This window comes from Fuerstiella marisgermanici, assembly GCF_001983935.1.
GTDB classification, from domain to species: domain Bacteria; phylum Planctomycetota; class Planctomycetia; order Planctomycetales; family Planctomycetaceae; genus Fuerstiella; species Fuerstiella marisgermanici.
Window position 1 is genome coordinate 3,952,509 of sequence record NZ_CP017641.1, and the last position, 22,173, is coordinate 3,974,681.

At 52.3% G+C, this 22,173-nt stretch carries 21 protein-coding genes and 1 pseudogene; 15 read left to right on the plus strand and 7 right to left on the minus strand.

Annotation, left to right across the window (positions count from 1 at the left end):
• Nucleotide 1: 1 nt before the first annotated feature.
• From Fuma_RS36850 to Fuma_RS14760, 13 genes and pseudogenes are all read left to right on the plus strand, one after another.
• Nucleotides 2-583, plus strand: coding sequence for an SEC-C metal-binding domain-containing protein (locus tag Fuma_RS36850; RefSeq protein WP_077024790.1), 582 nt, complete (start codon nucleotides 2-4; stop codon nucleotides 581-583).
• Nucleotides 584-607: 24 nt separating this feature from the next.
• Nucleotides 608-1,369, plus strand: coding sequence for a TIR domain-containing protein (locus tag Fuma_RS14705; protein WP_077024791.1), 762 nt, complete (start codon nucleotides 608-610; stop codon nucleotides 1,367-1,369).
• A gap of 92 nt (nucleotides 1,370-1,461) precedes the next feature.
• Nucleotides 1,462-2,922 (plus strand): IS66 family transposase, encoded by a 1,461-nt coding sequence (locus Fuma_RS14710; RefSeq protein WP_077022387.1) that lies wholly within the window; start codon nucleotides 1,462-1,464, stop codon nucleotides 2,920-2,922.
• A gap of 116 nt (nucleotides 2,923-3,038) precedes the next feature.
• Nucleotides 3,039-4,160, plus strand: coding sequence for an ISAs1 family transposase (locus Fuma_RS14715; RefSeq protein ID WP_077024280.1), 1,122 nt, complete (start codon nucleotides 3,039-3,041; stop codon nucleotides 4,158-4,160).
• Nucleotides 4,161-4,400: 240 nt separating this feature from the next.
• Nucleotides 4,401-5,723: an AlbA family DNA-binding domain-containing protein gene (locus Fuma_RS14725; RefSeq protein ID WP_077024793.1), complete on the plus strand. Its 1,323-nt coding sequence runs from the start codon at nucleotides 4,401-4,403 to the stop codon at nucleotides 5,721-5,723.
• Nucleotides 5,724-5,728: 5 nt separating this feature from the next.
• Entirely contained in the window at nucleotides 5,729-7,303 is a 1,575-nt protein-coding gene (locus Fuma_RS35935) for an alpha/beta hydrolase (protein ID WP_218922443.1), read from the plus strand.
• Between the two features lie 192 nt (nucleotides 7,304-7,495).
• Nucleotides 7,496-7,924, plus strand: a complete 429-nt coding sequence (locus Fuma_RS14735) for a hypothetical protein (protein ID WP_145944189.1) — start codon at nucleotides 7,496-7,498, stop codon at nucleotides 7,922-7,924.
• Nucleotides 7,925-8,046: 122 nt separating this feature from the next.
• On the plus strand, nucleotides 8,047-8,460 hold the full coding sequence (locus Fuma_RS14740; protein ID WP_077024795.1) for a DUF3024 domain-containing protein: 414 nt from the start codon (nucleotides 8,047-8,049) through the stop codon (nucleotides 8,458-8,460).
• Nucleotides 8,461-8,482: 22 nt separating this feature from the next.
• Nucleotides 8,483-8,629, plus strand: a complete 147-nt coding sequence (locus tag Fuma_RS35305) for a hypothetical protein (RefSeq protein WP_158520997.1) — start codon at nucleotides 8,483-8,485, stop codon at nucleotides 8,627-8,629.
• Nucleotides 8,630-8,686: 57 nt separating this feature from the next.
• A pseudogene (locus Fuma_RS36635) lies at nucleotides 8,687-9,223 on the plus strand (DUF2199 domain-containing protein).
• Between the two features lie 41 nt (nucleotides 9,224-9,264).
• A complete protein-coding gene (locus Fuma_RS14750) occupies nucleotides 9,265-10,512 on the plus strand; it encodes a hypothetical protein (RefSeq protein WP_145944190.1) in 1,248 nt (415 codons plus the stop codon).
• Nucleotides 10,513-10,582: 70 nt separating this feature from the next.
• Nucleotides 10,583-11,254, plus strand: a complete 672-nt coding sequence (locus Fuma_RS14755; RefSeq protein ID WP_077024797.1) for a metallophosphoesterase — start codon at nucleotides 10,583-10,585, stop codon at nucleotides 11,252-11,254.
• Nucleotides 11,255-11,324: 70 nt separating this feature from the next.
• Entirely contained in the window at nucleotides 11,325-11,948 is a 624-nt protein-coding gene (locus tag Fuma_RS14760) for a suppressor of fused domain protein (RefSeq protein ID WP_077024798.1), read from the plus strand.
• A 194-nt stretch (nucleotides 11,949-12,142) separates the two neighbouring features.
• Here the strand turns inward: Fuma_RS14760 and Fuma_RS14765 are convergent, their stop codons facing one another.
• From Fuma_RS14765 to Fuma_RS14800, 7 genes are all read right to left on the minus strand, one after another.
• On the minus strand, nucleotides 12,143-14,047 hold the full coding sequence (locus Fuma_RS14765; protein WP_077024799.1) for a TROVE domain-containing protein: 1,905 nt from the start codon (nucleotides 14,045-14,047) through the stop codon (nucleotides 12,143-12,145).
• A gap of 430 nt (nucleotides 14,048-14,477) precedes the next feature.
• Nucleotides 14,478-15,287 carry a hypothetical protein gene (locus Fuma_RS14775; protein ID WP_077024800.1) on the minus strand — a complete coding sequence of 270 codons (810 nt, stop codon included), beginning with the start codon at nucleotides 15,285-15,287 and terminating at the stop codon, nucleotides 14,478-14,480.
• Nucleotides 15,288-15,365: 78 nt separating this feature from the next.
• The gene (locus Fuma_RS14780; protein ID WP_077024801.1) at nucleotides 15,366-15,578 is read right to left on the minus strand and encodes a hypothetical protein; all 213 of its coding nucleotides are present in this window, start codon (nucleotides 15,576-15,578) and stop codon (nucleotides 15,366-15,368) included.
• A gap of 2 nt (nucleotides 15,579-15,580) precedes the next feature.
• Complete coding sequence (locus Fuma_RS14785; RefSeq protein WP_077024802.1) at nucleotides 15,581-16,099, minus strand: GNAT family N-acetyltransferase; 519 nt, start codon at nucleotides 16,097-16,099, stop codon at nucleotides 15,581-15,583.
• A complete protein-coding gene (locus Fuma_RS14790) occupies nucleotides 16,099-16,608 on the minus strand; it encodes a DUF6933 domain-containing protein (protein ID WP_077024803.1) in 510 nt (169 codons plus the stop codon). The genes Fuma_RS14785 and Fuma_RS14790 overlap by 1 nt, the downstream gene beginning before the upstream one ends.
• A gap of 21 nt (nucleotides 16,609-16,629) precedes the next feature.
• Nucleotides 16,630-17,415, minus strand: a complete 786-nt coding sequence (locus Fuma_RS14795) for an SMI1/KNR4 family protein (RefSeq protein ID WP_077024804.1) — start codon at nucleotides 17,413-17,415, stop codon at nucleotides 16,630-16,632.
• 227 nt (nucleotides 17,416-17,642) lie between these two features.
• Complete coding sequence (locus Fuma_RS14800; protein WP_077024805.1) at nucleotides 17,643-18,341, minus strand: SGNH/GDSL hydrolase family protein; 699 nt, start codon at nucleotides 18,339-18,341, stop codon at nucleotides 17,643-17,645.
• Nucleotides 18,342-19,010: 669 nt separating this feature from the next.
• Between Fuma_RS14800 and Fuma_RS14805 the strand changes: the two genes are divergently transcribed.
• Both Fuma_RS14805 and Fuma_RS14810 read left to right on the plus strand, forming a co-directional pair.
• Nucleotides 19,011-19,322, plus strand: a complete 312-nt coding sequence (locus Fuma_RS14805) for a hypothetical protein (RefSeq protein WP_145944192.1) — start codon at nucleotides 19,011-19,013, stop codon at nucleotides 19,320-19,322.
• 182 nt (nucleotides 19,323-19,504) lie between these two features.
• Nucleotides 19,505-21,877, plus strand: a complete 2,373-nt coding sequence (locus Fuma_RS14810) for a phage/plasmid primase, P4 family (protein ID WP_158520999.1) — start codon at nucleotides 19,505-19,507, stop codon at nucleotides 21,875-21,877.
• The last annotated feature ends 296 nt before the right edge of the window (nucleotides 21,878-22,173 follow it).

The window sequence follows — 22,173 nt, forward strand, 5'->3', positions numbered from 1 at the left end:
AATGTGTTGGCACAAGGCCAATCCTGACCGATGGAATCAGGAACAAGCAATCGCATCGCAACTGCTTGACAATTTTGAAGCCGAAATCACCTCAAGCGAAACGGCGATCATCCGGGGCTCGTTTGATGTCTGCTCCGAGAACGGGCACCTCTACGAGTCGGTGAAGTTGCGCATCGAGTATCCAGCTGCGTTTCCACTCAGGAACCAACCGCCCTCGGTCTATCTGGAGAGCCATCGGGATCGTTGGAAGAACTCTGGAGATAGCCACATCGAAGGCGATTGGCGGCTTTGCCTGTTCGTTCCCGGCGAATCAGGAATCGAATTTGCTGATGCTTCATCGCTCAATGATTTGTTTGCGGTCATTCAGACATTCCTGTTCAAGCAACACATCTTTCAGAAGCGATTGGCGAAGTCATTCCTGACGGGTGAAGGTGCCAAGTGGCTGGGCGAAGACCGCTCGCATGGTGAAGAGGGAATTCGAGAAGCGATTCGGGCAAAGGGTGGCGTCGGCAGAAACGAATCGTGCCCCTGCGGTAGCGGAAAGAAGTACAAGCATTGTCACTTACGAAAGTTCCAACGTTGATGGCCGACAGCGGTCACGAGGTGTATGAAAATGATAGAGCGATTTGAAGGTGATGAAGGTAAGCGGCGTTTGATTGGAGAGCTACGCAATCAGACGATTGCATTTGGAAGTGATAACCTAGCGTCGGCACTGGCGGAGGTTGCTGAACTCAAAGAACTGAAAATAGGAGATGTGCTTATCGAGCAAGGTGATGAGGACACGGAAGTCCATTTCGTCATTGCTGGTAGCTTCGCAATCAAAGCGAACGGTCGCCAAGTTGCTGAGCGACACGCTGGCACACACGTCGGTGAAATGGCTTTGATTGACACAAAGTCCGCTCGGTCGGCGACGGTTGTTGCATCAACTAAGTCGGTCGTTGCGACTGTTTCTGAGCCAGACTTCAGCAATGCGGCAAACGATCACCCTGATCTGTGGCGTCGAATCTCCGTGGAGCTTTGTGATCGCTTGCGAAATCGAAATCGCCTGATTCGACCCCCGAATGAAGTACCGAACGTCTTCATCTGTTCGTCGAGTGAGAACCTGATTTACGCAGAGGCTATCCAGTTGGGGTTAGAGCATCATGCGAGCGATGTGACGGTATGGAAAGACCAAGTTTTCGGTGCTTCAAAGCAAACCATGGAAGACCTAGAGCGAGAACTTCACTTGGCCGACTTTGGAATTGCGATTTTGATGGACGAGGATGTTGTTCAGGCGAGAAACGAGAGTAAGGCGGCACCTCGGGACAATGTGGTTTTTGAACTTGGGTTGCTCATGGGTCAGCTAGGCGGATTGCGCGACATTGGATAAGATGGTATAGATGGCAACCTTCAGTGGTAGCTGTCCATTTCAGCTTGGAGACTGGTCTTTTTCTGTCGGTTAGATTTTGATACGACAGGTGGATGGACACGGATGTCAGTCAGATCATCGCTGTGGAAGTGAAGCAGCTTGTGCTTAGCCTGCAGCGTGAGGTTGCGGAGCTGCGGGACGAGAACCGGCGGCTGCGTGATCGGATTGAAGAGCTCGAAGGTAAGAACCCCACAGAGCGACTCGACGAGGCGTTTTCGGTGACGGCGGAAGAGAGACGCCGCGCTGAAACGGGCCGCCGAAAAGGTCGCAAAAAACAATCCTCGGCGCGTCGCGGTCGTCGCACAACCGAGCAGAAAGCGGACAACGCCGAACGACGCGAACTCATTCTGCCGGAAGGTTACAACGTCGCAGAGTGCCGTTTCGTTCGGGAACGTTTCGTCTGGAGAGTGATCAACGGCCAAGCCGTGCAGGTCGTCTATGAAATCTATCACGGCCCCAACGGCGAGAAATCCGAAATTCCGGGCGTGTGGCCGCGGTCCGAATTCGGCATTGAAGTTCATATCGCGCTGGCTCGCATTGTGACCATCACGGGACTGTCGATCGACAAGACGTGTGCATTGATTGAATTCTTCTGGAATCTGCCGCTCGGCAAATCCCAGGCGGACGCTCTGTTGAATCAACTGGCACGGCGTTGGGAACAGGAATTCGAATCTCTGTGTGACCTGATGGCGTTCAGTGCGATTGTGCATGCAGACGAAACCAGTTGGAGTATCAACAGCGTGTGGGCTTTTTTGTCGGAGAAGGCGCGCGTGCTGATCTTCGGATGCCGCAAAGACGGCGACACACTGGCTCAGATCCTGTCGAAAGAGTTGTTTGGAGGCGTGCTTGTTTCGGACGATGCGGCCGTGTACCGAGGTTTCAGTCACGCACAGAAATGCTGGGCTCACCTGCTGCGGAAGGCCATCCGTCTGACGCTGCTGAAGCCGGACAACGAAGAGTACCAGCGACTGCTCGACGGCCTGCTGGAAATTTTCTACGCGGCCAAACGCCACGCCGCCGATGGTCGTCTTGGCGATGCCGGTCGTGCGGCGAAGGTCGATGAACTTGATAACACGCTGGCGGCTCTGCTGGTGCGTTACTGCGCCGAGGATTCCGATGTTCGGGCGGCCGACTTCGGCAAGGATTTTGACAACCTGGTCTCAGAACTGATTCGGCTGATGACGGAAGAGGAGTTGTTTTGTTTTGTGACAAGCCCGGCCGCGCCAGCAACGAACAACGAAGCGGAACGCAGTCTTCGCGGCGCGGCCATGGACCGTCGCACAGGTCGAACGAGCAAAACATCGAAGGGAGCCCGTCGCCGCAGCATTCTTACAAGCGTCCTGGAATCGCTGAATCTCCATCTGAAAACACCAACGCTCAGTTCCGTGGTGGCCGAGGTCATGACGTGGCAGCAGGATGGATTCAGTCTGTTTGATCGACTGAAACTTGAAGTCGGCCTGACCTCCGCGCCGCCCGGTCAGTCGCGACTGTCCAAACTCGTCCCCGCCAACTGAACACCACACCTCACGCTGCGCACCACGCGGAAATGGACAGCTACCCTTCAGTGTCAGTGTGATGTTTCACGCTGCTATGTGTGCTGAAATGTTTGAGCCGCGAAAGGATTCCTGCCATGCCTTTGTCCACCAGTTTTGTCGATCATTTCTCTGATGTTACGGATCCAAGGCGCGGTGAGCCGGTCTATCCGCTTCAAAATATTCTGTTCATTGCAGTCTGTGCTGTGATCAGTGGCGCGGATGATTTTGTCGCGATTGCGAAGTTTGGCAGAACGAAACGAGATTGGTTTGCGAAGTATCTCGATCTGTCCGCAGGGATTCCGTCGCACGATCGTTTCAACGCCATCCTCGCTCTGATTCGTCCTGCAGAATTTGAAAAGTGCTTACTGAATTGGATCACTTCTCTGCAGAAAATCAGTGACGGACAAATCATCGCGATCGATGGTAAGACACTCCGTCGCAGCTATGACAAAGCCAGTGGCAAGTCGGCCATCCACATGGTCAGTGCATGGGCCACAGCCAATCATATCAGTCTCGGGCAAGTCGTCGTCGATGCGAAGAGTAATGAGATTACGGCGATTCCCAAACTGCTGGAATTGATCGAGGTTTCCGGTGCTTTAGTGACGATTGACGCCATGGGTTGCCAAACGGAAATCGCGTCGAAGATTGTCGACGCAGAGGCGGACTATTGTCTTGCCGCGAAAGGCAATCAGCCCACGCTACACGCAGGTCTTGTCGCGTTCTTCGCCGACCATTTGGAAGATGACTTTGCACGCTGTCCGGTGCGACGATTTGAAACGAAAGAAAACACCGGCGGCCGCGAAGATTTGCGACAGTATCTGATCTGTCGTGCGCCGGAGGATCTTCCGGACGCACATCGCTGGAAGAACCTGAAGGCGATCGGGATCGCGATCAACAACACTCTCCGCGACGGCAAAATGTGCATCGGCATCCGCTATTACATTTTAAGCCGTTATGTCTCCGGCCGTCGTTTCGCCGAAGCTGTGCGGAGCCATTGGGGTGTCGAGAACAATTTGCATTGGCAACTGGACGTCACTTTCCAGGAAGATCAATCGAGGATCCGTAAAGGCCACGCAGACATGAACTTCAGCATCCTTCGCCGCACGGCGTTGAGTCTCCTGAAAAACGAATCCACAGCCAGGGTGGGGATCAAAAACAAAAGACTCAACGCTGCCTGGGATGAGACATACCTCGCGAAAGTCCTGTTCGGCAAATGACTTAGCGTGCAATCCCCCTGATGGGTCAGCTTGGTCGGGAAAGAGCGGCGATTGTTACTCCTCGGCACATCGATCTCAAGCTGCCCAGCGATCTACTTGGCTTGAACCCACTAACATTCAAGATTCCCAACGACCCGAATGACCCCAAGAAGCTGGCGTCGGCGCTATCACCTGCCTGCACTCAACTGAAATCACTATTCAACCAAATCGGGCCAAGATAGGCGTAGGCAATCATTGAAAATGAACAACGAAAACGAAATCGACCGTTTTGTCACTGCGACTGGCGAAAGTAGCAATATTGATGCGAAGGGACCAATGTCGTGGGACTCCGCAGTTGAGTCAGCATCGCTCGCAAAAGACATTGCATCATTTGCCAACTCAAAGGATGGCGGGGTACTTGTGATCGGCAAAAGCGAAACTGAATCAGGCGACTTTGAACTGACGGGCTTGACGGACGAGCAAGCCGAATCGTTCGAGACGACAAAAGTTGCCCGATGGGTCAATAATCGATTTGCTCCACCAATGAACATTGTTTGTCATCAGCATCGCCATGAGGACAGGCGTTTCGTCGTCATCACCATCGAGGAGTTTGAGGATATTCCTGTGCTTTGTACGAAGCAGTACCAAGACCCTGCGAATCCCAAGAAACACCTATTGCGTGAGCGAACGCTCTATGTTCGCAATGCAAACGCTGAGTCAGCGCCGCTTGAGTCGGTTGAAGAACTTCGGTTGCTGATTGGTCTGGCAACGTCGAAGCGTGCAAACGAGATGCTGACAACGTTCGAGGCGATGCTGAAGGGCCGACCGCTACTAAGCCAGCAATCCGACCTTGACCAGTTTGAAGATGAGTTGGCCAGTATCGAACAGGGGCTCGGGCAGTCGTATTCTGATCAAATTCAAGCCGGTGCTTGGAAGTTGGTTATTCGCCCTGTGAACTATGTCGCTGAACGCTGGGAACACGCCGATCAGCTAGAGTCAGTAGTCCGTGGTCGTGCGGTGCGACTGCGTGATGAATTTCCCGGCTCCTATCGTGGCACGCACATGAGAGAGTGGGGCATCTGCAACGACATGTATCGGGAAACGTGGTCTCTAGCTCGCTCAGGTCAGTTTCTAATGGTCCGTCCGTTCTGGGAGAACCAACAGAAATACGATTGCGGCAGACGTGATATGCAAGGCAACCCATCCGAACCGAGCCTAGAGCCCGGAAAGTGGCTGGACTTCAAACCAAATATCTTTTCCTTGACGGAGATGTTCATGTTTGCCGCTCGACTCGTGGAAGAGTACGAGTCAGGTGAGGAAGTTACGATATCACTTGAGGCCACATCTCTTGACGGTAGGAAACTGGTCACAACGGACTTCAACATCAATCTGCGTGACCCCGAAGAATGCCGAGCGCAGGTGTTCGAGTATCGAAAGACATTTACTGTTGAGGAGATGCGTACCGAATGGGAAACTAAATGCGCCCAAGCAATGAAGCGATTCATCGACCTGTTTCCCGGACTAGGAGTCGAGATAAAGACGATGCACTCTTGGATTGAGAAGTTCAAAAGCAGGAACTTTTAGACGAAATGAGAATCCTTTTCCTCCATGGCTGGACCAGTGTGGTCGGCGGACGCAAGCCAACGTTCTTGACGGAGAACGGCCACGAATTGATCAATCCGGCTTTGCCCGATGAGGACTTCGAGGAATCCGTGCGTATTGCCGAAGCGGAGCACACTGAGCAACAACCGGATGTGATCGTTGGAAGTTCTCGTGGCGGCGCTGTAGCCGTCAACATGAAGAGTCGTGATACGCCGTTAGTTTTGCTTTGTCCCGCATGGAAAAAATGGGGCACGGCCACGATCGTCAAGCCGAACACGATCATCCTGCACTCACGCCAAGATGACGTGATCCCATTCACTGACTCCGATGAACTGATAGCCAACAGCGGCCTACCACCTGAGTCGCTCGTTGAGGTTGGCGACGATCACCGGCTGGCCGATGAAGAGTCGCTGGAAGCCATGTTGGATGCGTGCTTCAACGTCTGTCTCCCCGAATGGAGCGAGGAGCAAAAGGAATTGCTCGAGCAGGATTGGGACGCCCTGTGCTACTCAGCGGCGATGCGCTGGATTACAGCCACAAAAGACTCGGGTTGGCAGGTCGTTCACGGGACGGTCTTCAGTGGCGAGCTTGAAAAACGAATCGAACACGCTTGGTGTGAGCTTGGAGACATCATTGTTGATCTGGCAATGCACCCTCAAGCCCGAGTCATCGACCGATATTCGTACTACCGCACGATCCAGCCGGAAGTCAGCAAGATGTATTCGGCTGACAACGCTTTGATGTTGTCACTCAGAAACGGACATCAAGGCCCATGGGATGAGTCTGAACAGCTTCCGCCAGACGAAGACAGCATCCTCGACCATCCTGCGATAAGCGGTAAGTATCTTTTTCCGCAGGATCGTTTCGTTGACGATCCATTCCTTGTCGATGTGCAAGGTGCTGAGTTGGCGTGCTTTCGGAAGATCGTCGATCCTGACGGTTTCACGATGATCCACTTCCACGGCAATGGTGAGGCGGTTGCCGATTACCTTCCATATCTGGCGGACTGGTTTGCTGAGATGGGTCTGAACTCTCTGTTCATCGAGTATCGGCAGTACGGTGGCTCCTCTGGCGAAGCTCGGTTAGTTGCCATGCTCGGCGACGGCGAAGCGGCGATGAAGGCTGCTGGTATTGTGCCCGAGAAGGTAATCGTCTTTGGCAGGTCAATTGGTTCGCTTTACGCCATCGAACTTGCGGATCGCCAACCAACCATAGCTGGGCTCATCATTGAGAGCGGAATCGCCAATCCGTCCGAGAGATTTCTGACGTATGCAGACCTTGAGTCGGCGGGACTCAAAGAGGCTGACGTTCTGACGGAAGTGGAACTCTACTTCAGTCATCAGATGAAACTGTTGGAGTACGAGAATCCGTTGCTCATTCTGCACACAGAAGAGGATGGCCTGATCGACATTTCCCACGCCGAACGAAACTACGAGTGGTCGGGCTCATCACAGAAACAACTCGTGCGATTTCCGAACGGGAATCACAACACAATCTTTCGAGCGAATCTGACTGAGTACATGAATGCCGTGGCCGACTTCATGAGGAGCGTTCAGTCGTGAGCAACGACGAGAAGGCGGTCGGGGAATTCGGATATTGGGTCGTTGATGAGTCGCAATGGAAATCGCTGAATAAGGAAACCGTCAATGACCGTTATGTATTCCGCCGTAACTCGCTTCGACCCCAATCGTGGTGACGATTGGAAAGAGTACATCGAATGGTCTGGACTGTCACATCTCCGAGAAGTCCTTTCTTTGGACAGCCTTCTCTGCCCAACTATCGTTGAGACACTGACGGATGAGGATTGGCAGTACAACGTCCAAGAAGACCACAAGACTCATCTCTTTCATAACCTCGACTATCTTCTTCGCAGAATAGCCGGAAACAAACAGGTGAACGTGTTGGCGGTAATGCACGAGCCATTTGCCACTGATCTTTCTTCGTTCGTCGATCCCCGTTTTGTGTTTCGTGGCTTTGATCTCATCGAAATGGACGGCAGCATCAGCGCAATTTCCAATTGTGGCGGATTCGACAAGGCGTTCTCGACTGCTGACCTGTCAGAATACGGCCTGCTCACCGAACATACGAAGACAAAAAGTGTGCAAGAATTGCTCGTCAGCGAATATCCCGAAGAACGCCATGCCGAATGCGACATGTGGGCGATTTGGCAGAAGGTGTCGTGATCGCTGAAAACAGGAAATCAGGAGGCGGGTAAACGAACTGGTTTTGAGTCCGCTCGACGCTGACGAAATCGGTGGCCGTATAGAAACCCGAAGGCTCACGACTCACTCAGGGAATGACAAGGATGGCGGCAAAAAGGAAACCATGGGACATTCGTCCCTCAAAGAAGTCGGCGTCATCCATACCGGCTGCGTTGAAGAAAGAAGTGGAGTCGAAAGCCATCGCCTTGATCAGTGATGTCCTGAAGCCCAAGCATATTCGACCACCCGAAGAAGATGCACAATTCAATTACATCAGCGACATTACGGCGAAGTGGTACAGGCAGTTCTTCTACTTCATTTCAACGTACACGTGCCCACACCCGGATGCTCTTGAGCCCACCTTTGAGCAGAAGTTTGCCCGGATGGAATACATCGGCAACGACAAGTTCGCCTTGTACTTCATGCGGTACACTGGCGAATGGGTTGGCATTCACGATGCGATGTCGGTGGATGAAAGCATGGAAGCAATTCAGGACGACGAGTGGTTTGTTCCGTAACCCAGACCGAGGACCACATCCCATGACACCATATTCTATTGCCCCAGCTTCGCTGCTAATGTTGCTGGTCACTCTTGCGAGCGTGAGCGTCGGAGAAGAAGTCACGATCATGGCGGTGGGGGATTCGATTACTCAGGGCGGGAAGTCATTTCACTGCTACCGGCAGTAGACTTGTTGCTGAAAAACTCTTAGAGAAGATCAGCCATCTTCGTGAAGGCATTCCGTCTTGACCAGCAAATCAAACAAACTGGAGATCGGCTTCCATTGCGCCACGTGCGGTTCGTATCACGACCACCTGCCGATGGATTTCGGGGCGGATACGCCTGCAGCCTACGATTCGATCCCGGCAAATGAACGGGATGCACGCTGTGAACTCACACCCGACTTTTGCGTCATCGACAACAGTGAGTTCTTTGTTCGTGGATGCATCGAACTTCCTGTGCATAACGGGCCACGGCCATTCGTGTGGGGTGTCTGAACTTCGCTCAGCCTCGAGAGCTATCAACGCCTCCGTGAAATCTGGGAAACTCCGGCACGAGAATCCGAGCCACCGTTCTTTGGATGGCTTTGCACCATGTTGCCACTTTACCCGGACACTTTTCTACTCAAAACACACGTTCACACTCGCACCTTGGGACTGCGACCATTCGTTGAACTTGAGCCGACAGATCATCCGTTGGCTGTCGAACAACGTGAAGCGATTACAATGGATCGTGTGCGTGAAATCGCCGAGGCGTTGCTTCACCCAGAGGAAATGCAATGACAGAGAGATCTGCAAGCGAACAAATAGATGGCATTCTGGAATTGCTGGCACGGAACCAACATGCAGCCCCCATTGAAGAATCATTAACGCTTGCAGGGCAGTATCCAGATGCAGTTGCTGACTTGGCGATTGCTGTAGTTGCGAAGTATCCAAAGGGCGGCACATTCTTAGACGCCGCCTTGAGCTTTCTACCTGAAGGCAAGTGGCGTTGCCTCGTTGAGAACGCTCTGAATATTCTTGAAGAAGACAATGACAATAATGCCGCAGAATCCGTCATTGCCTATGCCAGCCTTCAAAACCCAAAGGCGATTCATCCGTATCTTGAGTCTGTTTTTTCGATCCGTCCCAATGGGTCAAGTTATTACTCTGCCTATCCGTGGCGAGATTCTGGATCGCAGCATTTCAGTTTTTTGAAGGGAGTCTTTGAGAATGCCGAATCGGCTGACCAAAAGATGGCAGCATGGGAAGCCATGATTCATTCTCGATACTTGCTTGCTGTGGATTTCGCCCGTCAAAATTTGAGGTCCGTGATGCCGTCCGATACTGGACGAACGCTTGAAGATTGGCTGAACTGTTGGCTTCATCAGATTGGCCTTGAATATTCTGAGGAAGGCTACACAAGGCTGTGCAACCAAAATCCGTACCATATTGTCTTCCCGGATTCCTTTTTTGCGGCGGATAGCACCCCTGCGTGGCTCGTCGAGCAACATCCGACTTGGCGTTTGAAAAGCAGCGCCCCGACAGCGCAGTTCGGAGGAAACAGTAACTCGGAATGCAAACGCTGTGGTGGGACGCTGCATCGATTGATGAAGTTTGAGTCTGTCCCCGATGAGATTGTGATCAGTGGACTCTCAGGGCTGGAGCTCGCCGTCTGCCTGTCGTGTTTGGGATGGGAGGAAGAAAGGTTGTTCTTCAGCCATGATGGCGATGGTGCTCCTGAGCATTCATTTTTTGAGGGTGAAGTTGGCGATCCACAATTCGCTGTTGGGCCGCTGAAGGAAGCCACTGTTACCTTGGCACAAACTCCAAGACGCTGGTACTGGCAGGATTGGGGGCTAAGCAACAGCCGTGAGAACCTCAATCGCATTGGCGGCGAACCATGCTGGGTTCAGGACGCTGATTATCCGAGTTGCCCTTCGTGTGAACGAACGATGGACTTTCTTATGCAGTTGGATTCGGACTTACCGACTGCTGATAGCGACGAATGGCTCTGGGGCAGTGGTGGCATGGGCTACGTCTTCTGGTGTGACACCTGCAAGGTGAGTGGCTACTTGTGGCAGTGTACATAGTCTTGCGAGGAACGCAGCGTCGGCTTAACGAGATGTCCCGCTCAAATGTATTTAACGAAACGACATAGTTGTGACACGAACCATTGCCATCGGAGATATCCACGGTTGCTCCATTGCATTGGCGGCACTCATGGAAGCCATCGATCCCAAGCCAAACGATACGATTATTCCGCTTGGCGATTATGTTGATCGAGGAATCGACTCAAAGGGTGTCCTCGACCAACTGATCCAACTCAGCGAGCGTTGCAAGCTGGTCCCAATTCTTGGTAATCATGACCAGATGATGCTTCATGCCCGTGACGGCGAATCAGACTTTCAGTTCTGGCTCAACTGTGGCGGCGACTCGGCACTGGATTCCTACGGTTCGACCGGGCAGCTTGATCTCATCCCAAGAAAACACACTCGGTTTCTGGAGTCCTGTCATTCGTACTTCGAGACTGAAACTCACATTTTTCTTCACGCCAACTATACGCCTGACCTTTCACTCCACGACCACGATGACCACACAATCCGCTGGCTTTCACTGAGAGACTATGTGCCGCAGAGAATCCATAGCTCTGGGAAGATTGCCGTCGTCGGGCATACGCCCCACGATGAGATATTTGACTTGGGCCACTTAGTTTGCATTGACACGGGTGTCTGCAACGGCGGCTGGCTCACCGCTCTGGATGTTGAATCCGGTGAGATTTGGCAGGTAAACGAATGGGGCGAATTTAGAAAAGAGCAAACGGAGAACTCATGATTCACGAGACCAACTTGGCACAAAAGGAATCAATCAGCGAAAAGAATTTGGTGAATACTGGAGACAGGCCATGCTGAGTCCCCACGAAAAGCACGAGGCCCTGACGGCGGTGCGGACCAAAGCCTATGAAGAATTTTTCGGCGGCCTACCTTCAGTCACCTTTTCCCCCGATACCCTGTTTAAGAAACCCGACGAACGGTTTCTGATCGATATTTTCGTGTACACATTGGAAGCCGACTCCGGCGACATCGAAGTCACCGTAACCAATGGTATGTCAGACCAGCGGATGGTCGATGCTGCCGAAACACATTGCTGGTCCCGGCGAGAGCTAATTCAATATTTCCCGAAATGCACCGAGGGCCATGCCCGCCGCTTGCACAATATGGCTTGGTTGCCACTCTTTGACGGTTTCCTGCTTAATGCTCACCATTCGATCACATGGGAGCATCCCGCTGTTTCGGGAACGCCTTGGAAGAATGCGTTCTTCTTGACTCCGCTCATAAAGCCACACAGAGAAGAGGTCTGCGAAGTCGAGGGCGACTCGTTGTCGTTCCTTTGGCACGTTCCAATTTCGGATGAGGAAATGGCCTACAGAAGAGATCACGGCGCAGATGCTTTAATTGATCGAATGGAGGCCGTGGAGTTGCCGTGGATTTTTGACGAGGACAACCGACCGGACCTGTTAGGGAATTAGGTTGTCCCAGACGGCCTGCGATAGCAGAAAACAGCCCACAATGTCCAAAGAGGTTGTGGGTATCGTTTTAAGAACCGGGAGAAATAAGCGACTCGGGTGGTTTTCGTTACAAGAGAAGTAACCCAAGCCTGCACCGTCCCGGCTGTTTCAAGATATGGCACGGCGAACGGGAAGTCCATCCGCCGTGCCACAATTCAGACCTGCTGATAACGTGACCGCAAGACTTCGATGGCAGGGACCTCGACGGCCTTCTCAGGTTCGTCGCTGCTTCCAGCTTCGATGTCTCGAATCATCTCGAGCAGCTTCTCCGACCATCCTGACAACAGATGAGTCCGATCATCACTCGGTCGCAACTGGCTCTGCCCGTGTCCGTTCAGGTTTACCGAATACACGAAACAGTCCTTATTGACAGCCTGACGATAACGATCGACCATCGACTGCATTGTCGCCTTCTTGCCGAAGTGCTTCTCCAAGTTGACTCCACAGTTCTGTGCCGTGCCGTTGTCGCCTTGCGTGTAACAACACAGGTCAGACAGGAAGATCATGCGATCCACATGAACCTTCCGTTTTGTGAGGTCATCAATTGAGAACCACAATCCCGTTTCCGTTCCAGCGCCGACTCCCGATCCCTTTTGGTATTCAGGGATCGCCAACGCACCATTTTTGCTTCGCTCTTCTGTAAGAGCCACCGCATCGATCTGATGCTTGATTGCCATGCAGCTATCAGCCTGTGAGAACGGAACCCACATGCTGCTGTCACCGAATACTCCAACAATTGCTCGACGGCCAAGACGCTTTGCCAAGACCGCCGACAGCATATTGCCGCAATCGGAAACTCGGATTCGAGACTTACCACTGATCGCACAACCAACAGCACTTCCGCTGTTGTCGGTCAGAACCATCGTGATGCCCGGTAGATCCGCAACATTCTCGACAGCACGATCCAGCATCTTACCCATCACGGTCTTTGCCGCCGTTGACGAGACTTCTCGTTCAGCAGCAAAGAATCGGAATGGTAACTGCACCGTATCGGCAACCGAGAGCAGCCGCTCATAGATCAGATCCCATGCGGCATCTGAAATCTTCGCTTGCTCAAAGTTACGCAGGTTGCGAGTGAGAGCCATCTCTCCCATGACTGGAATACATAACTCCCAAACATCCTTAGAACTTCCCAAGTGCGAAACGACGTTTTCCCATGTCAGGCCAGCGTCCTTCACCAAATCCAGCGTCACATCAGAAGCTTTCGTTGTAGCGAAGAACTTCTTCCGTGCCTCAAGAATTGGCGGCAGGTTTTCAACGTACTTATCGTTCACGATGTACTCAAACATCGCTTTGCTGACAGGCCAGTTGTCTCGCTGCTCGCCCGTTGCCTTCTCCAGATACTTGCCGATGGCCTTTGAACCACCAACCATCAGAAGAACGTCACGGAACGTCGGACGATCCTTGCCGTTGTACTTCAATAAGTTTGCATCACGCTGATCTGCCAGTGACAAAGCCAGCGCCTTACGCAGCACATGTGGCAACGCTCCACGATGCCCACGAGCCTTCCGACCAGACTTCGCATCAGCAGTCTTCTGGTCATCGCCCGCAGCCATGAACAAGTGACGGAATGCTCCGAACACCTGACGGATTTCATCGGCTCGTCGCATGATCAACTTGGCATACTTTGGCACGAACGCTTTCGTTTGCGAATGTGCAGCAGCAAGGGCCAGCATGATCTGCGGAGTGCTTCGCAGCTTCAGGCCGTTCTTTGTGTCACGAGCCCATGCAGCGATCACCAACAGGTCTTCTGGTGAATCACCGTTCGCAACAGCCGTAGCAGTCTCCAAGACTTCCCGTGCCTGCTCCGTCAGTCCCATCTCATCGACAATGGTTGAAGAGATAGAACCGGTGGAGAACAGTTCACGGTAAAAGTCGGCAGCGTTGCGGTTGCTGTCGTAATACTTGGGCTCGTTGAAGAACCCACCACCGATTGTGTGAATCAGCTTGGTGACCGGGTCGCCAACATTGTAGGCTCGGCCCGGTACGTGCTTGTGAGCAACCTGCTCGGCATGTGCTCGGTCGTGTACTGAAGTCTTCTTGATTCCAAACTTTGTCATTCCTATGCCCTCCCGCTCCATAAACTAAAAAAAACTGCTGAAGAAATCACCGGCATGGGGAATGGGATTCGAACCCAATGGTTGCCAGAAGTATCCCGTGCCTGCACCATTCAGCGAGTGCATATGGAGTAAACTAAAACGCCAGAGAAATCATCGGTCAGAGACTATTTCGATGCTCTGCCAGTTGAGCTACGTCCGAGCTTGGCTCAGACCGTGGGGCTCGAACCCACAACCGTCGAATTCAAGAAGTAACTCTGTCCTGCACCATCTGGCGTGTACAAAAAAGACCGGAGAAATCGTCGCCCAAAGTGTAAGTGCTCTACCAACTGAGCTACTGCCGCTTATGAAAAAGAGCGGCAGGTGGGACTCGAACCCACGACCTCTTCATTAAGAATGAAGTAACTCTGAACTGCACCGTCCGATCTTGTCCTCAATCCAGGAACGCCACGTTCCTCATGGCTCGTGATTCGTTCTCGGTGTTCATCACAACTCTGTGCCAGCCCTGCAAAGTGATGGTCGCATGGTCGGGATGACGAACTCGTCCCCGAACATACACGCCGGGATTCCGACGCATTGTTCTCCATCTCCAGTTCTTCGCATGACTGTTGCCTGACAGTATCTTCCGATACTGGCTCTCGGTCACACCATTTGGATGACGACCACATACATGGACGGTTTCACCACCGGTTCGGTAGCAGAATTCCGCCCAATGCGGTTTGCCTCCGTTTCCACGACTTAACGGCTCATTCGTCAGAACCAGTGATTCCTCGACGGCCATGTGTGCTTCAGGAAGGAAAAACCATTCGCCCTGCCGAATGAACGCAGCGTTCCTGCGTCGATTGCGAGACTTCCCGGACACACGCTTTCGAGCGACAGCACTTCGAACTTCGACTGGCTGAAGTGCTTCCATCGCTTGCCGAACTGTACCGACCGGAGCCGACTCAGGAATTCCTGCAACAAACCAGTGCCGCTCGTCATGACCGCAAAGATACTTGTTCTTCGCTCCGTCTTCACGAACAAGCAGCAGCAAGTGTCGATCCGCAGGCTGTACATCAAGCACATCAACTTCAGGGTCAGCCCCACGTTGCGGCATGATCTCGAAGAACTCGCCTCGACGATCTTCACCAATGTCGAGCGTCAGCAGTCCTGCTGTCGTTCCACGCCGTTGTCGAGGACGATCCACGATCTTCAGCCGTGCGCCAATGCGTTCAAACTTCTTGTTGAGGAATAAAGTGTCCATGGAGAAGCAGACACTCTTGCCGAAGTTTGGTTCGCACGAACCCGCAGCTTTAATCGTCTTGTTTGCCGGATTTGGCGGTCAGCGATTCCAAAGCCACAACGCACCGCTGACCAAGGCAGCAATGAGCAAAGCCCAACCAATCAGGACGCCCCAGATTGCGATGTCTTGCGTACCGCCAAGGCCATCCCGTTCTTTTCGTCGTCGATCAACAATGGAGCGGACGATCTCCAAGCCAATCAGGTTCACTACCCCTGCGATGACAAAGAAAACGGTAATGGCTCCCCAGTTCATGGCTACCCAAACGCTCCGAATGGCGGAGAATACTTGACCGAGCCGATCACGCCTTCCAACGCACCGGGAACAAGTTCCAACGCCATCCATGCTTCCCCGCCGCCAAATGGGGACGCCAAGGGCTGGGCCAGTTCGGCACTGAATCCGAATCGTGGATAGAACTCGGTATGGCCAAGCACGACAACGATCTTGTGGCCCAATTTCCGGCAGGCATCCAATCCAGCTTCTACGAGCTTTGTACCGATCGCTTGCCGCTGGTGCTCGGGTGCCACGGCCATTGGGGCGAGCGACAGGGCATTCACCGGCCCCGTATTTGTATTGATGGTTACTCTGCTGAACAGAATGTGCCCGACGATCTGCTGATCGCACTCAGCCACAAGCGAAACCTCCACGAAGCCACCATCTCGTAGTGCATAGACGAGGTTGGCTTCATCGACGCCATTAAATGCCGCTTGATTGACGTTCCAGATGTCCTGCTGGTCTTCGTCAGTCTCATGTCGGATTGTCGCTGTGGCGTTCATTATGTCCCCACTGATGTCAGACGCTCAAAGGCATCCTTTGGCTTGCCGTAACCATGATCGCCATCGGCGGCGATGGCCGACAGAAGGAAGTCGTTGAGGAACGTGCCAACGCTATGTGGAGCCACGTCATCTGACAGCACAGCATCAGCCGCCATCACAAGCTCATTCATCGAGCCAATGACAGAACGATTCAGCGACTTCGCAAACGTCACCGATCTCGTCGCCGGAATGATGTGTTGCTCATAAACGCTCTCCTTGCCATCGTCTTCCATGAACTCACGAATCAGGCTCAGCGATCTCTGAATGAACGTATTGTCGTTGGTGATTCCGTTTCCGTACATCACACACGAATACATCGATTTCGTGTTGCACAAAATGACGTACTGAGTTCGCCCCACATTAAAGACGTTGGCAGACCAGTCAGCGTACTGGTTCTCATCGAGCGGCTTCTCAACGAGTTTGCTGACCTTGATCTTCTTGGCGAGTTTCTGGGAAAGGCGAATGATCATGGGGGATTCGGAATAGTTGGATTATCGTAGAAACCACTCACGGGCTAGGGCAAGCAGGACGCCGAGCACAATGAGTAGTAACAGGGTTAGCAAATCCCGATGAAGCGGAACTCTGGGGTGAGCCCCGTAAATTGAGGATGGTGTCAAAATCCGACCTTCGCCCGATTCGATTTTCGTCAACCAATTTGAGTACCAGTCAGTAAACGTGACCTGATCGCCGTTCTCGTCTTTGACCGGAGCGATTCCACCGTGATCGGCCCGCATGTCATCCCAGACGAAGCCTTGTTGTTCGCCATGAACCACCAACCACTGAAGCAGACCGCATCCAAGATGGCAGATCGGGATGGCACCGTCCATGATCGCAGGGCTCCAGTACCGCTCCTCCAGCAGCGAATCCCATTTCTCCACCAGACGGTCTTCATCGTCCCGAGACATCCCCTGCTGAATATCCGGCTCCTGATCAAAGAACTCCTTCCCCAGATTCCACGCTTCAGAATGGGGGAACGGTGTCCCCGGATCACCAAAGGGTAGATGCTCTCCCCATCGCCCATCCTCCTCGTACCCGAACTGAAAAAAGCCGTAGGCTGGCCCGGCACCACCGTTGCCGATCTCAGTGACGAAGCGACGATAATCCTCCGGCAGTCGGATGTTGTACTTTGCCTCGAAGACTTCAATCTCAGAGACATCCAGTGGTGACTTCAGAAGATAGTCATGACCCGATGAACCGAACACGGCTCGCTTTCGGTCGGTGTTGCTGAGCACCCTAAGGCGCTCAGTGATGTCATCTTTTTTGAGCTTGGTATTCATTTCAAAGGTATGTGCTGAATTCATCACCAAACATAACGATCAACAGGCCGAGAATCGCCAGCCCAATCCCAAGAGGTGTCAGCGGCGTCAAGCGATGGAAGTCGAATAAAGACACTACATCCAAGCTCCACAACATCTTCCCCAAAGACCCATTGAATCTCGGAGCACTGATGTCGAGTTAAGATGAATTAAAGCTATTGGCAGCGGATTCAAATGTTGGAGGGTCGCTACATGCCATTCGACTCGCCAGCACGGGACACCGATACAGGCAAACACTTCATGACACTCTCGGCTACCTGCTTTGCCTGAGCCACTTTGCCCTTTCCGTTGAAGTGAGTCCCATCGCCTGAATACCAGTCGGGATCCTCTTCCACGAGCCCAAACAGATCGTTCGTGGAGATTCCATGTTCTTTCATGATCTCAGCAGCAATCAGATTCCGTTCTTTGACTCTCGCTGTCCGATCCCCGAACTTTTGCAGATCGCTTCTATCACGCACTGGTGTCGTCGTTGCCCAGATGAACTTCGCATCGGCTGCATGTTTCTTCACGGCAGCAACAGTCTTAGCGAGACCTTCTCGATATTGCTCTTCGGTGTAGCCCCAACCGTGGAGACCGTTATTGAAGTGGATCACCGAGAAGTTGTATTGTTTCAGCAGCAACTGAAGATCGTCATTGAAAGTCGGGGCAGAGACACACTTGGAGGTGGTTAAGCGAGCACAGGATGCCTTTCCGGCGAGAAGCTTTTCTGTTCCGCCGAAATACCCTCGTGTGATCGAATCACCAACCAGCAGAACTCGTGGCAAGTCATCTTTGTTGGCGTCGGTGACCCAGATGTCGATCCACTCGATGCGTTCACGGATGGGCTCCTCAGCAGCAAGGAACTGTGCCACAAGAATGGTGGTGAGCAGGATGGCGATATGTTTCACTTGTGATGTCCTTGTGCGGCTCAGATCTTTATTGGTGCTGTCGTGGCGACAGGCAAGTTTTGTTTCTGAAAACAGTGACGGTACTTGTTGGCACGACACTACTTTAACGCAGATCACTTTTCTCAAGGGGCATGATAACTCGCCTTCTGAAAACTAAAGAACAACTTTTGGACTGAAAGTCGAAACAAGAATTGCTCTGTCCAGAAAATGGCGATTTTGTTAAGATCCCTGCTCAGTCACCGTAAAAACTACAGCGAAAAATCGCACATCGACTGACGCCCTGCGTCCAAGCGTTTTGAACCTCTTCGGCGTCCCGCTGACCACCGGCACCGGCTCAGCACTTCCCAGTCAATTCCGTGGCACCGTTTTGCGCCGCAGTCAGGGAATATTGAAAAACGCTGCCGAATTTTTTCACCACGTTACTACATAAAAGTAACAAACATTGCGTGGAGGGTACGTGCGAGCAACACCAGCAGAAAGAAGAAATGTCCTTGGCCTATTCAATGTGTCTGAGGCCGCTCGTCAACTCGATGTTGGCATTCAGCGGCTTCACAGGGACATAAGGGCTGGTCGTGTGCCATCGCCACAAACGTGCGTTGGCAGACGATACTACTTCACTGCGGACGCTCTGACGAACCTCGCCACGCATTACCAAGAAAGGAATTAGCGATGAAAAATAAAACAAGGAGAGTGACTGTGGATATTCAGGGCCAAGAAGAGATTCGCCATATTCGCAGTGTGATTATGGAAGTCCCAGAGGACATGCTCGACGAGGAGGTTGAATGCGTCAACGCTGATCACTTCAACCAAGTTGAAGAACGATCCGAGTGGGAAGTCGATGACTCCAGCGGAATCTATGCTGAAGGATTTCCAACACTCGTCGGACCCGCTGCTCCAGACGCAGAGCCCGACCTAATTGTCGTCAGGGACGACAACGGTGAGTTCCGTGTATGTGGCAACGAAAAATTCTTGTTGTCCTAAAACAACAAACCGCCAGCGATGAGTCGTCGCTGGCGGTCTTTGGTCTTTTTAACTTTTGAAATGTTCCGACTGGTGGTCAGTCGGAGAAGGACATCCTTATGTATTTAAGTAACACCGAACCAATTCTCGTTGACGAAAGCACGAGAAATCACAGAACAGAGATCGTCTCTCGGCTGTACGAAATGAATTTCAATCTGATCCCGATGAACGGTAAGAATCCGTGCGTCGAATGGAACGAGTTTCAGACTCATCGAGTAACGCCACAAGACCTCAGGAAATGGCTGACCGGCAAGTTTCCGACCAAGGACGGCAGGCGAATTTGGAAAGCAAGAAACCACAATTTCGCTTTGCTTACCGGTGCCATCCCATGGTCAGACGACAATCCCGGCATCATCGTCGTGGACAGCGATGACGAAGAAGCTGAAGAGCTTGTTCGGAATCACTGTCCACCAACGCCAATGATGCAGGTTACAGGCAGTGGTAACAAGCAGTTTGTCTATCGACGACCGCCAATCGAGGCCCAGCCGTTCATCGGTAGTCCGACAAAGCTGCGACTGGATGGCAAACAGTACAACCTCGACATTCGGGGCGATGGCGGGCTTATCATGATCCCCGGATCGATTCATCCGAAGACAGGGAGCATGTACGAGGAAGTAACATCGTGGACCATGGAGCTTCTGATGGAGTGCCCTGTCTATGATCCAGCGTGGTTGCCATATGAAAGGGCGAAGACAAAGAAGACATCTGCCTTCATCACAGCAGACATCATTTCCGATGAACACGAAGATCTCATTGCTCAGGTTCAGACGGAAGTCGAAGAACGTGAGTCGCAGGCTCGGTGTTATCTGGATTCTGTTCCCGGAACACAGGAAGGCACTGGTGCTGATAATAAGTGTTCAGCATTGACCATGAAGTTACTCTACGGCTTCGCTTTGCCAGTAAACGTCGTTCAGGAAATGCTGAGCGAATGGGGACGCAAACCGGACCAGTTTGACGCTTCCTGTGCTTGGTATCCGTGGACCGACGACGAAATTGCCAGAAAGATCGATTGGTGTCTCGGACAGTCCTACGAGGGCAGAATCGCAGACCGACTGTCACCGTTTCGTGATGTTGGTCCCATGGAAGCCAAGGTTGACGACGTTGTTAAGCCAGTTGATGACAACCACACCATTGATCCCAAGAACCATCTCGAAACTGCCGAACTGTTTCGGCGGGAATGCTTTGCTCACAATCACAAGCCAACACTGATTCATCATCAGGCGACATGGCATGGCTGGACAGGAAAGCTGTATGAGGTCATCAGTGATGACGACATAAAGGCTCGTCTGTGGAAGTGGCTGGCGACTTGCAAAACGTGGAGCAAGGATAAGCGGACGACATTCAAGCCGACAAGGAATGTTGTCGGTGGTGTCATGGACGGTTTAAAGGCGGTGACCAATCAGTCTTCTCAACTTGAGGCACCCTGCTGGCTTTCAAATGGACCAGAAGAGATCATCGCCTTTGACAACGGCTTGCTAAATGTCCGGGAGTTTCTTTCTGGGAAAGACAACCTCCTTTCGCACACGCCGAATTGGTTTTCACCAAATTGTCTGCCACACCGGTTTGATCACCACGCAAACTGTCCCACATGGCTGGATTTTCTGAACCAAGTCTTCGATGAAGATGAGGAACGGATCAACACGCTACAGCAGTGGTTTGGCTACAACCTTGTCAGTGACAACCGTCAGCACAAAATCGCTATGCTGATTGGCCCACCTCGAAGTGGCAAAGGCACCACGATGGCGATGATGTCAGCAATGCTCGGTCGTCATAACATCGCCAACACTTCATTGGCTTCACTTGGAGGCAGATTCGGGCTGGAACCACTTGTCGGGAAGATGTCTGCTCTGATTGACGAAGGTCATCTTGGCAGGTACAGCGACAACTCGCTAATTCTGGAGCGACTGAAGGCCATCTCTGGCGGTTCTGAACAGACGGTGGACCGAAAAGGTGTGAAGGCAATATCCAGTGTTGCAATGAAAGTCAGGTTCACCATGGCGGTCAATGAACTGCCACGGTTGTCGGATTCTTCAGCAGCATTGAGGTCTCGATTACTGATCATTCCCTTCAACAACACCTACGAAGGCAAAGAGGACTTTGGGCTTGTTGATAGCTTGTTGAAGGAAGTCTCGGGAATCACCAATTGGTCGCTGAAAGGACTGAAACAGTTGCGAGCCAATGGACGTTTCAAGAATCCGATTGCAGGTGAAAAGATCATGCGTGATTTTGTTTATCTGTCGTCACCAGTTCAGTCCTTTTTGGACGAGTGTTGTCTTGTTGGATCAGACAAAAGTGTTCGCTTCGATGACATACAGACAGCATGGAAGGCTTGGTGTGAACAGAACGGGCATGTGTCTGGAAGCAATAACGACTTTGGCCGAAAGCTTCGTGCTGCAATACCACGAATTGATGATGAACGACGCCGAAATGGTGCCGGGCGAGACCGCTGGTACAAAGGTTTGGGGCTGAATCCTGAAACGATTCTTCAGCAGAATTGTCGTTCGATGATTTCGTAGTGGGCCAGACAAACTGCCGTTCATGTGGGTCGGAACTGCCAAGGTTCCGGCCCATTTGCGTTTTGTGACCTGTTTTCCTTCCATAGTCACCCCCATCAACAGCGTCGGCGGCAAGGTGGTCCAGACATGGGCCGAACAAAGGTCCGCACATGGGCCAGACAAAAGTGGCAATAAACCCTGTAAAAACAGGGGTGGTCCACATGGTCCTAACGAAATCTACTTTCATTTAGATATTTTGAATTGGAAGGATGTAAACAAAACAAGAAGGAGAACTGCGAATTCGTCTGGACCATGTG

What these genes read in the sequence shown, in the direction of transcription:
- Fuma_RS14795 (WP_077024804.1), bottom strand. Translation starts at nt 17,415, where the DNA reads ATGAATACCAAGCTCAAAAAAGATGACATCACTGAGCGCCTTAGGGTG.
- Fuma_RS14775 (WP_077024800.1), bottom strand. Translation starts at nt 15,287, where the DNA reads ATGGACACTTTATTCCTCAACAAGAAGTTTGAACGCATTGGCGCACGG.
- Fuma_RS35305 (WP_158520997.1), top strand. Translation starts at nt 8,483, where the DNA reads ATGACACCATATTCTATTGCCCCAGCTTCGCTGCTAATGTTGCTGGTC.
- Fuma_RS14790 (WP_077024803.1), bottom strand. Translation starts at nt 16,608, where the DNA reads ATGATCATTCGCCTTTCCCAGAAACTCGCCAAGAAGATCAAGGTCAGC.
- Fuma_RS14765 (WP_077024799.1), bottom strand. Translation starts at nt 14,047, where the DNA reads ATGACAAAGTTTGGAATCAAGAAGACTTCAGTACACGACCGAGCACAT.
- Fuma_RS14785 (WP_077024802.1), bottom strand. Translation starts at nt 16,099, where the DNA reads ATGAACGCCACAGCGACAATCCGACATGAGACTGACGAAGACCAGCAG.
- Fuma_RS14810 (WP_158520999.1), top strand. Translation starts at nt 19,505, where the DNA reads ATGAATTTCAATCTGATCCCGATGAACGGTAAGAATCCGTGCGTCGAA.
- Fuma_RS14725 (WP_077024793.1), top strand. Translation starts at nt 4,401, where the DNA reads ATGAACAACGAAAACGAAATCGACCGTTTTGTCACTGCGACTGGCGAA.
- Fuma_RS14740 (WP_077024795.1), top strand. Translation starts at nt 8,047, where the DNA reads ATGGCGGCAAAAAGGAAACCATGGGACATTCGTCCCTCAAAGAAGTCG.
- Fuma_RS14760 (WP_077024798.1), top strand. Translation starts at nt 11,325, where the DNA reads ATGCTGAGTCCCCACGAAAAGCACGAGGCCCTGACGGCGGTGCGGACC.
- Fuma_RS14780 (WP_077024801.1), bottom strand. Translation starts at nt 15,578, where the DNA reads ATGAACTGGGGAGCCATTACCGTTTTCTTTGTCATCGCAGGGGTAGTG.
- Fuma_RS14710 (WP_077022387.1), top strand. Translation starts at nt 1,462, where the DNA reads ATGGACACGGATGTCAGTCAGATCATCGCTGTGGAAGTGAAGCAGCTT.
- Fuma_RS14715 (WP_077024280.1), top strand. Translation starts at nt 3,039, where the DNA reads ATGCCTTTGTCCACCAGTTTTGTCGATCATTTCTCTGATGTTACGGAT.
- Fuma_RS36850 (WP_077024790.1), top strand. Translation starts at nt 2, where the DNA reads ATGTGTTGGCACAAGGCCAATCCTGACCGATGGAATCAGGAACAAGCA.
- Fuma_RS14805 (WP_145944192.1), top strand. Translation starts at nt 19,011, where the DNA reads ATGAAAAATAAAACAAGGAGAGTGACTGTGGATATTCAGGGCCAAGAA.
- Fuma_RS14705 (WP_077024791.1), top strand. Translation starts at nt 608, where the DNA reads ATGAAAATGATAGAGCGATTTGAAGGTGATGAAGGTAAGCGGCGTTTG.
- Fuma_RS35935 (WP_218922443.1), top strand. Translation starts at nt 5,729, where the DNA reads ATGAGAATCCTTTTCCTCCATGGCTGGACCAGTGTGGTCGGCGGACGC.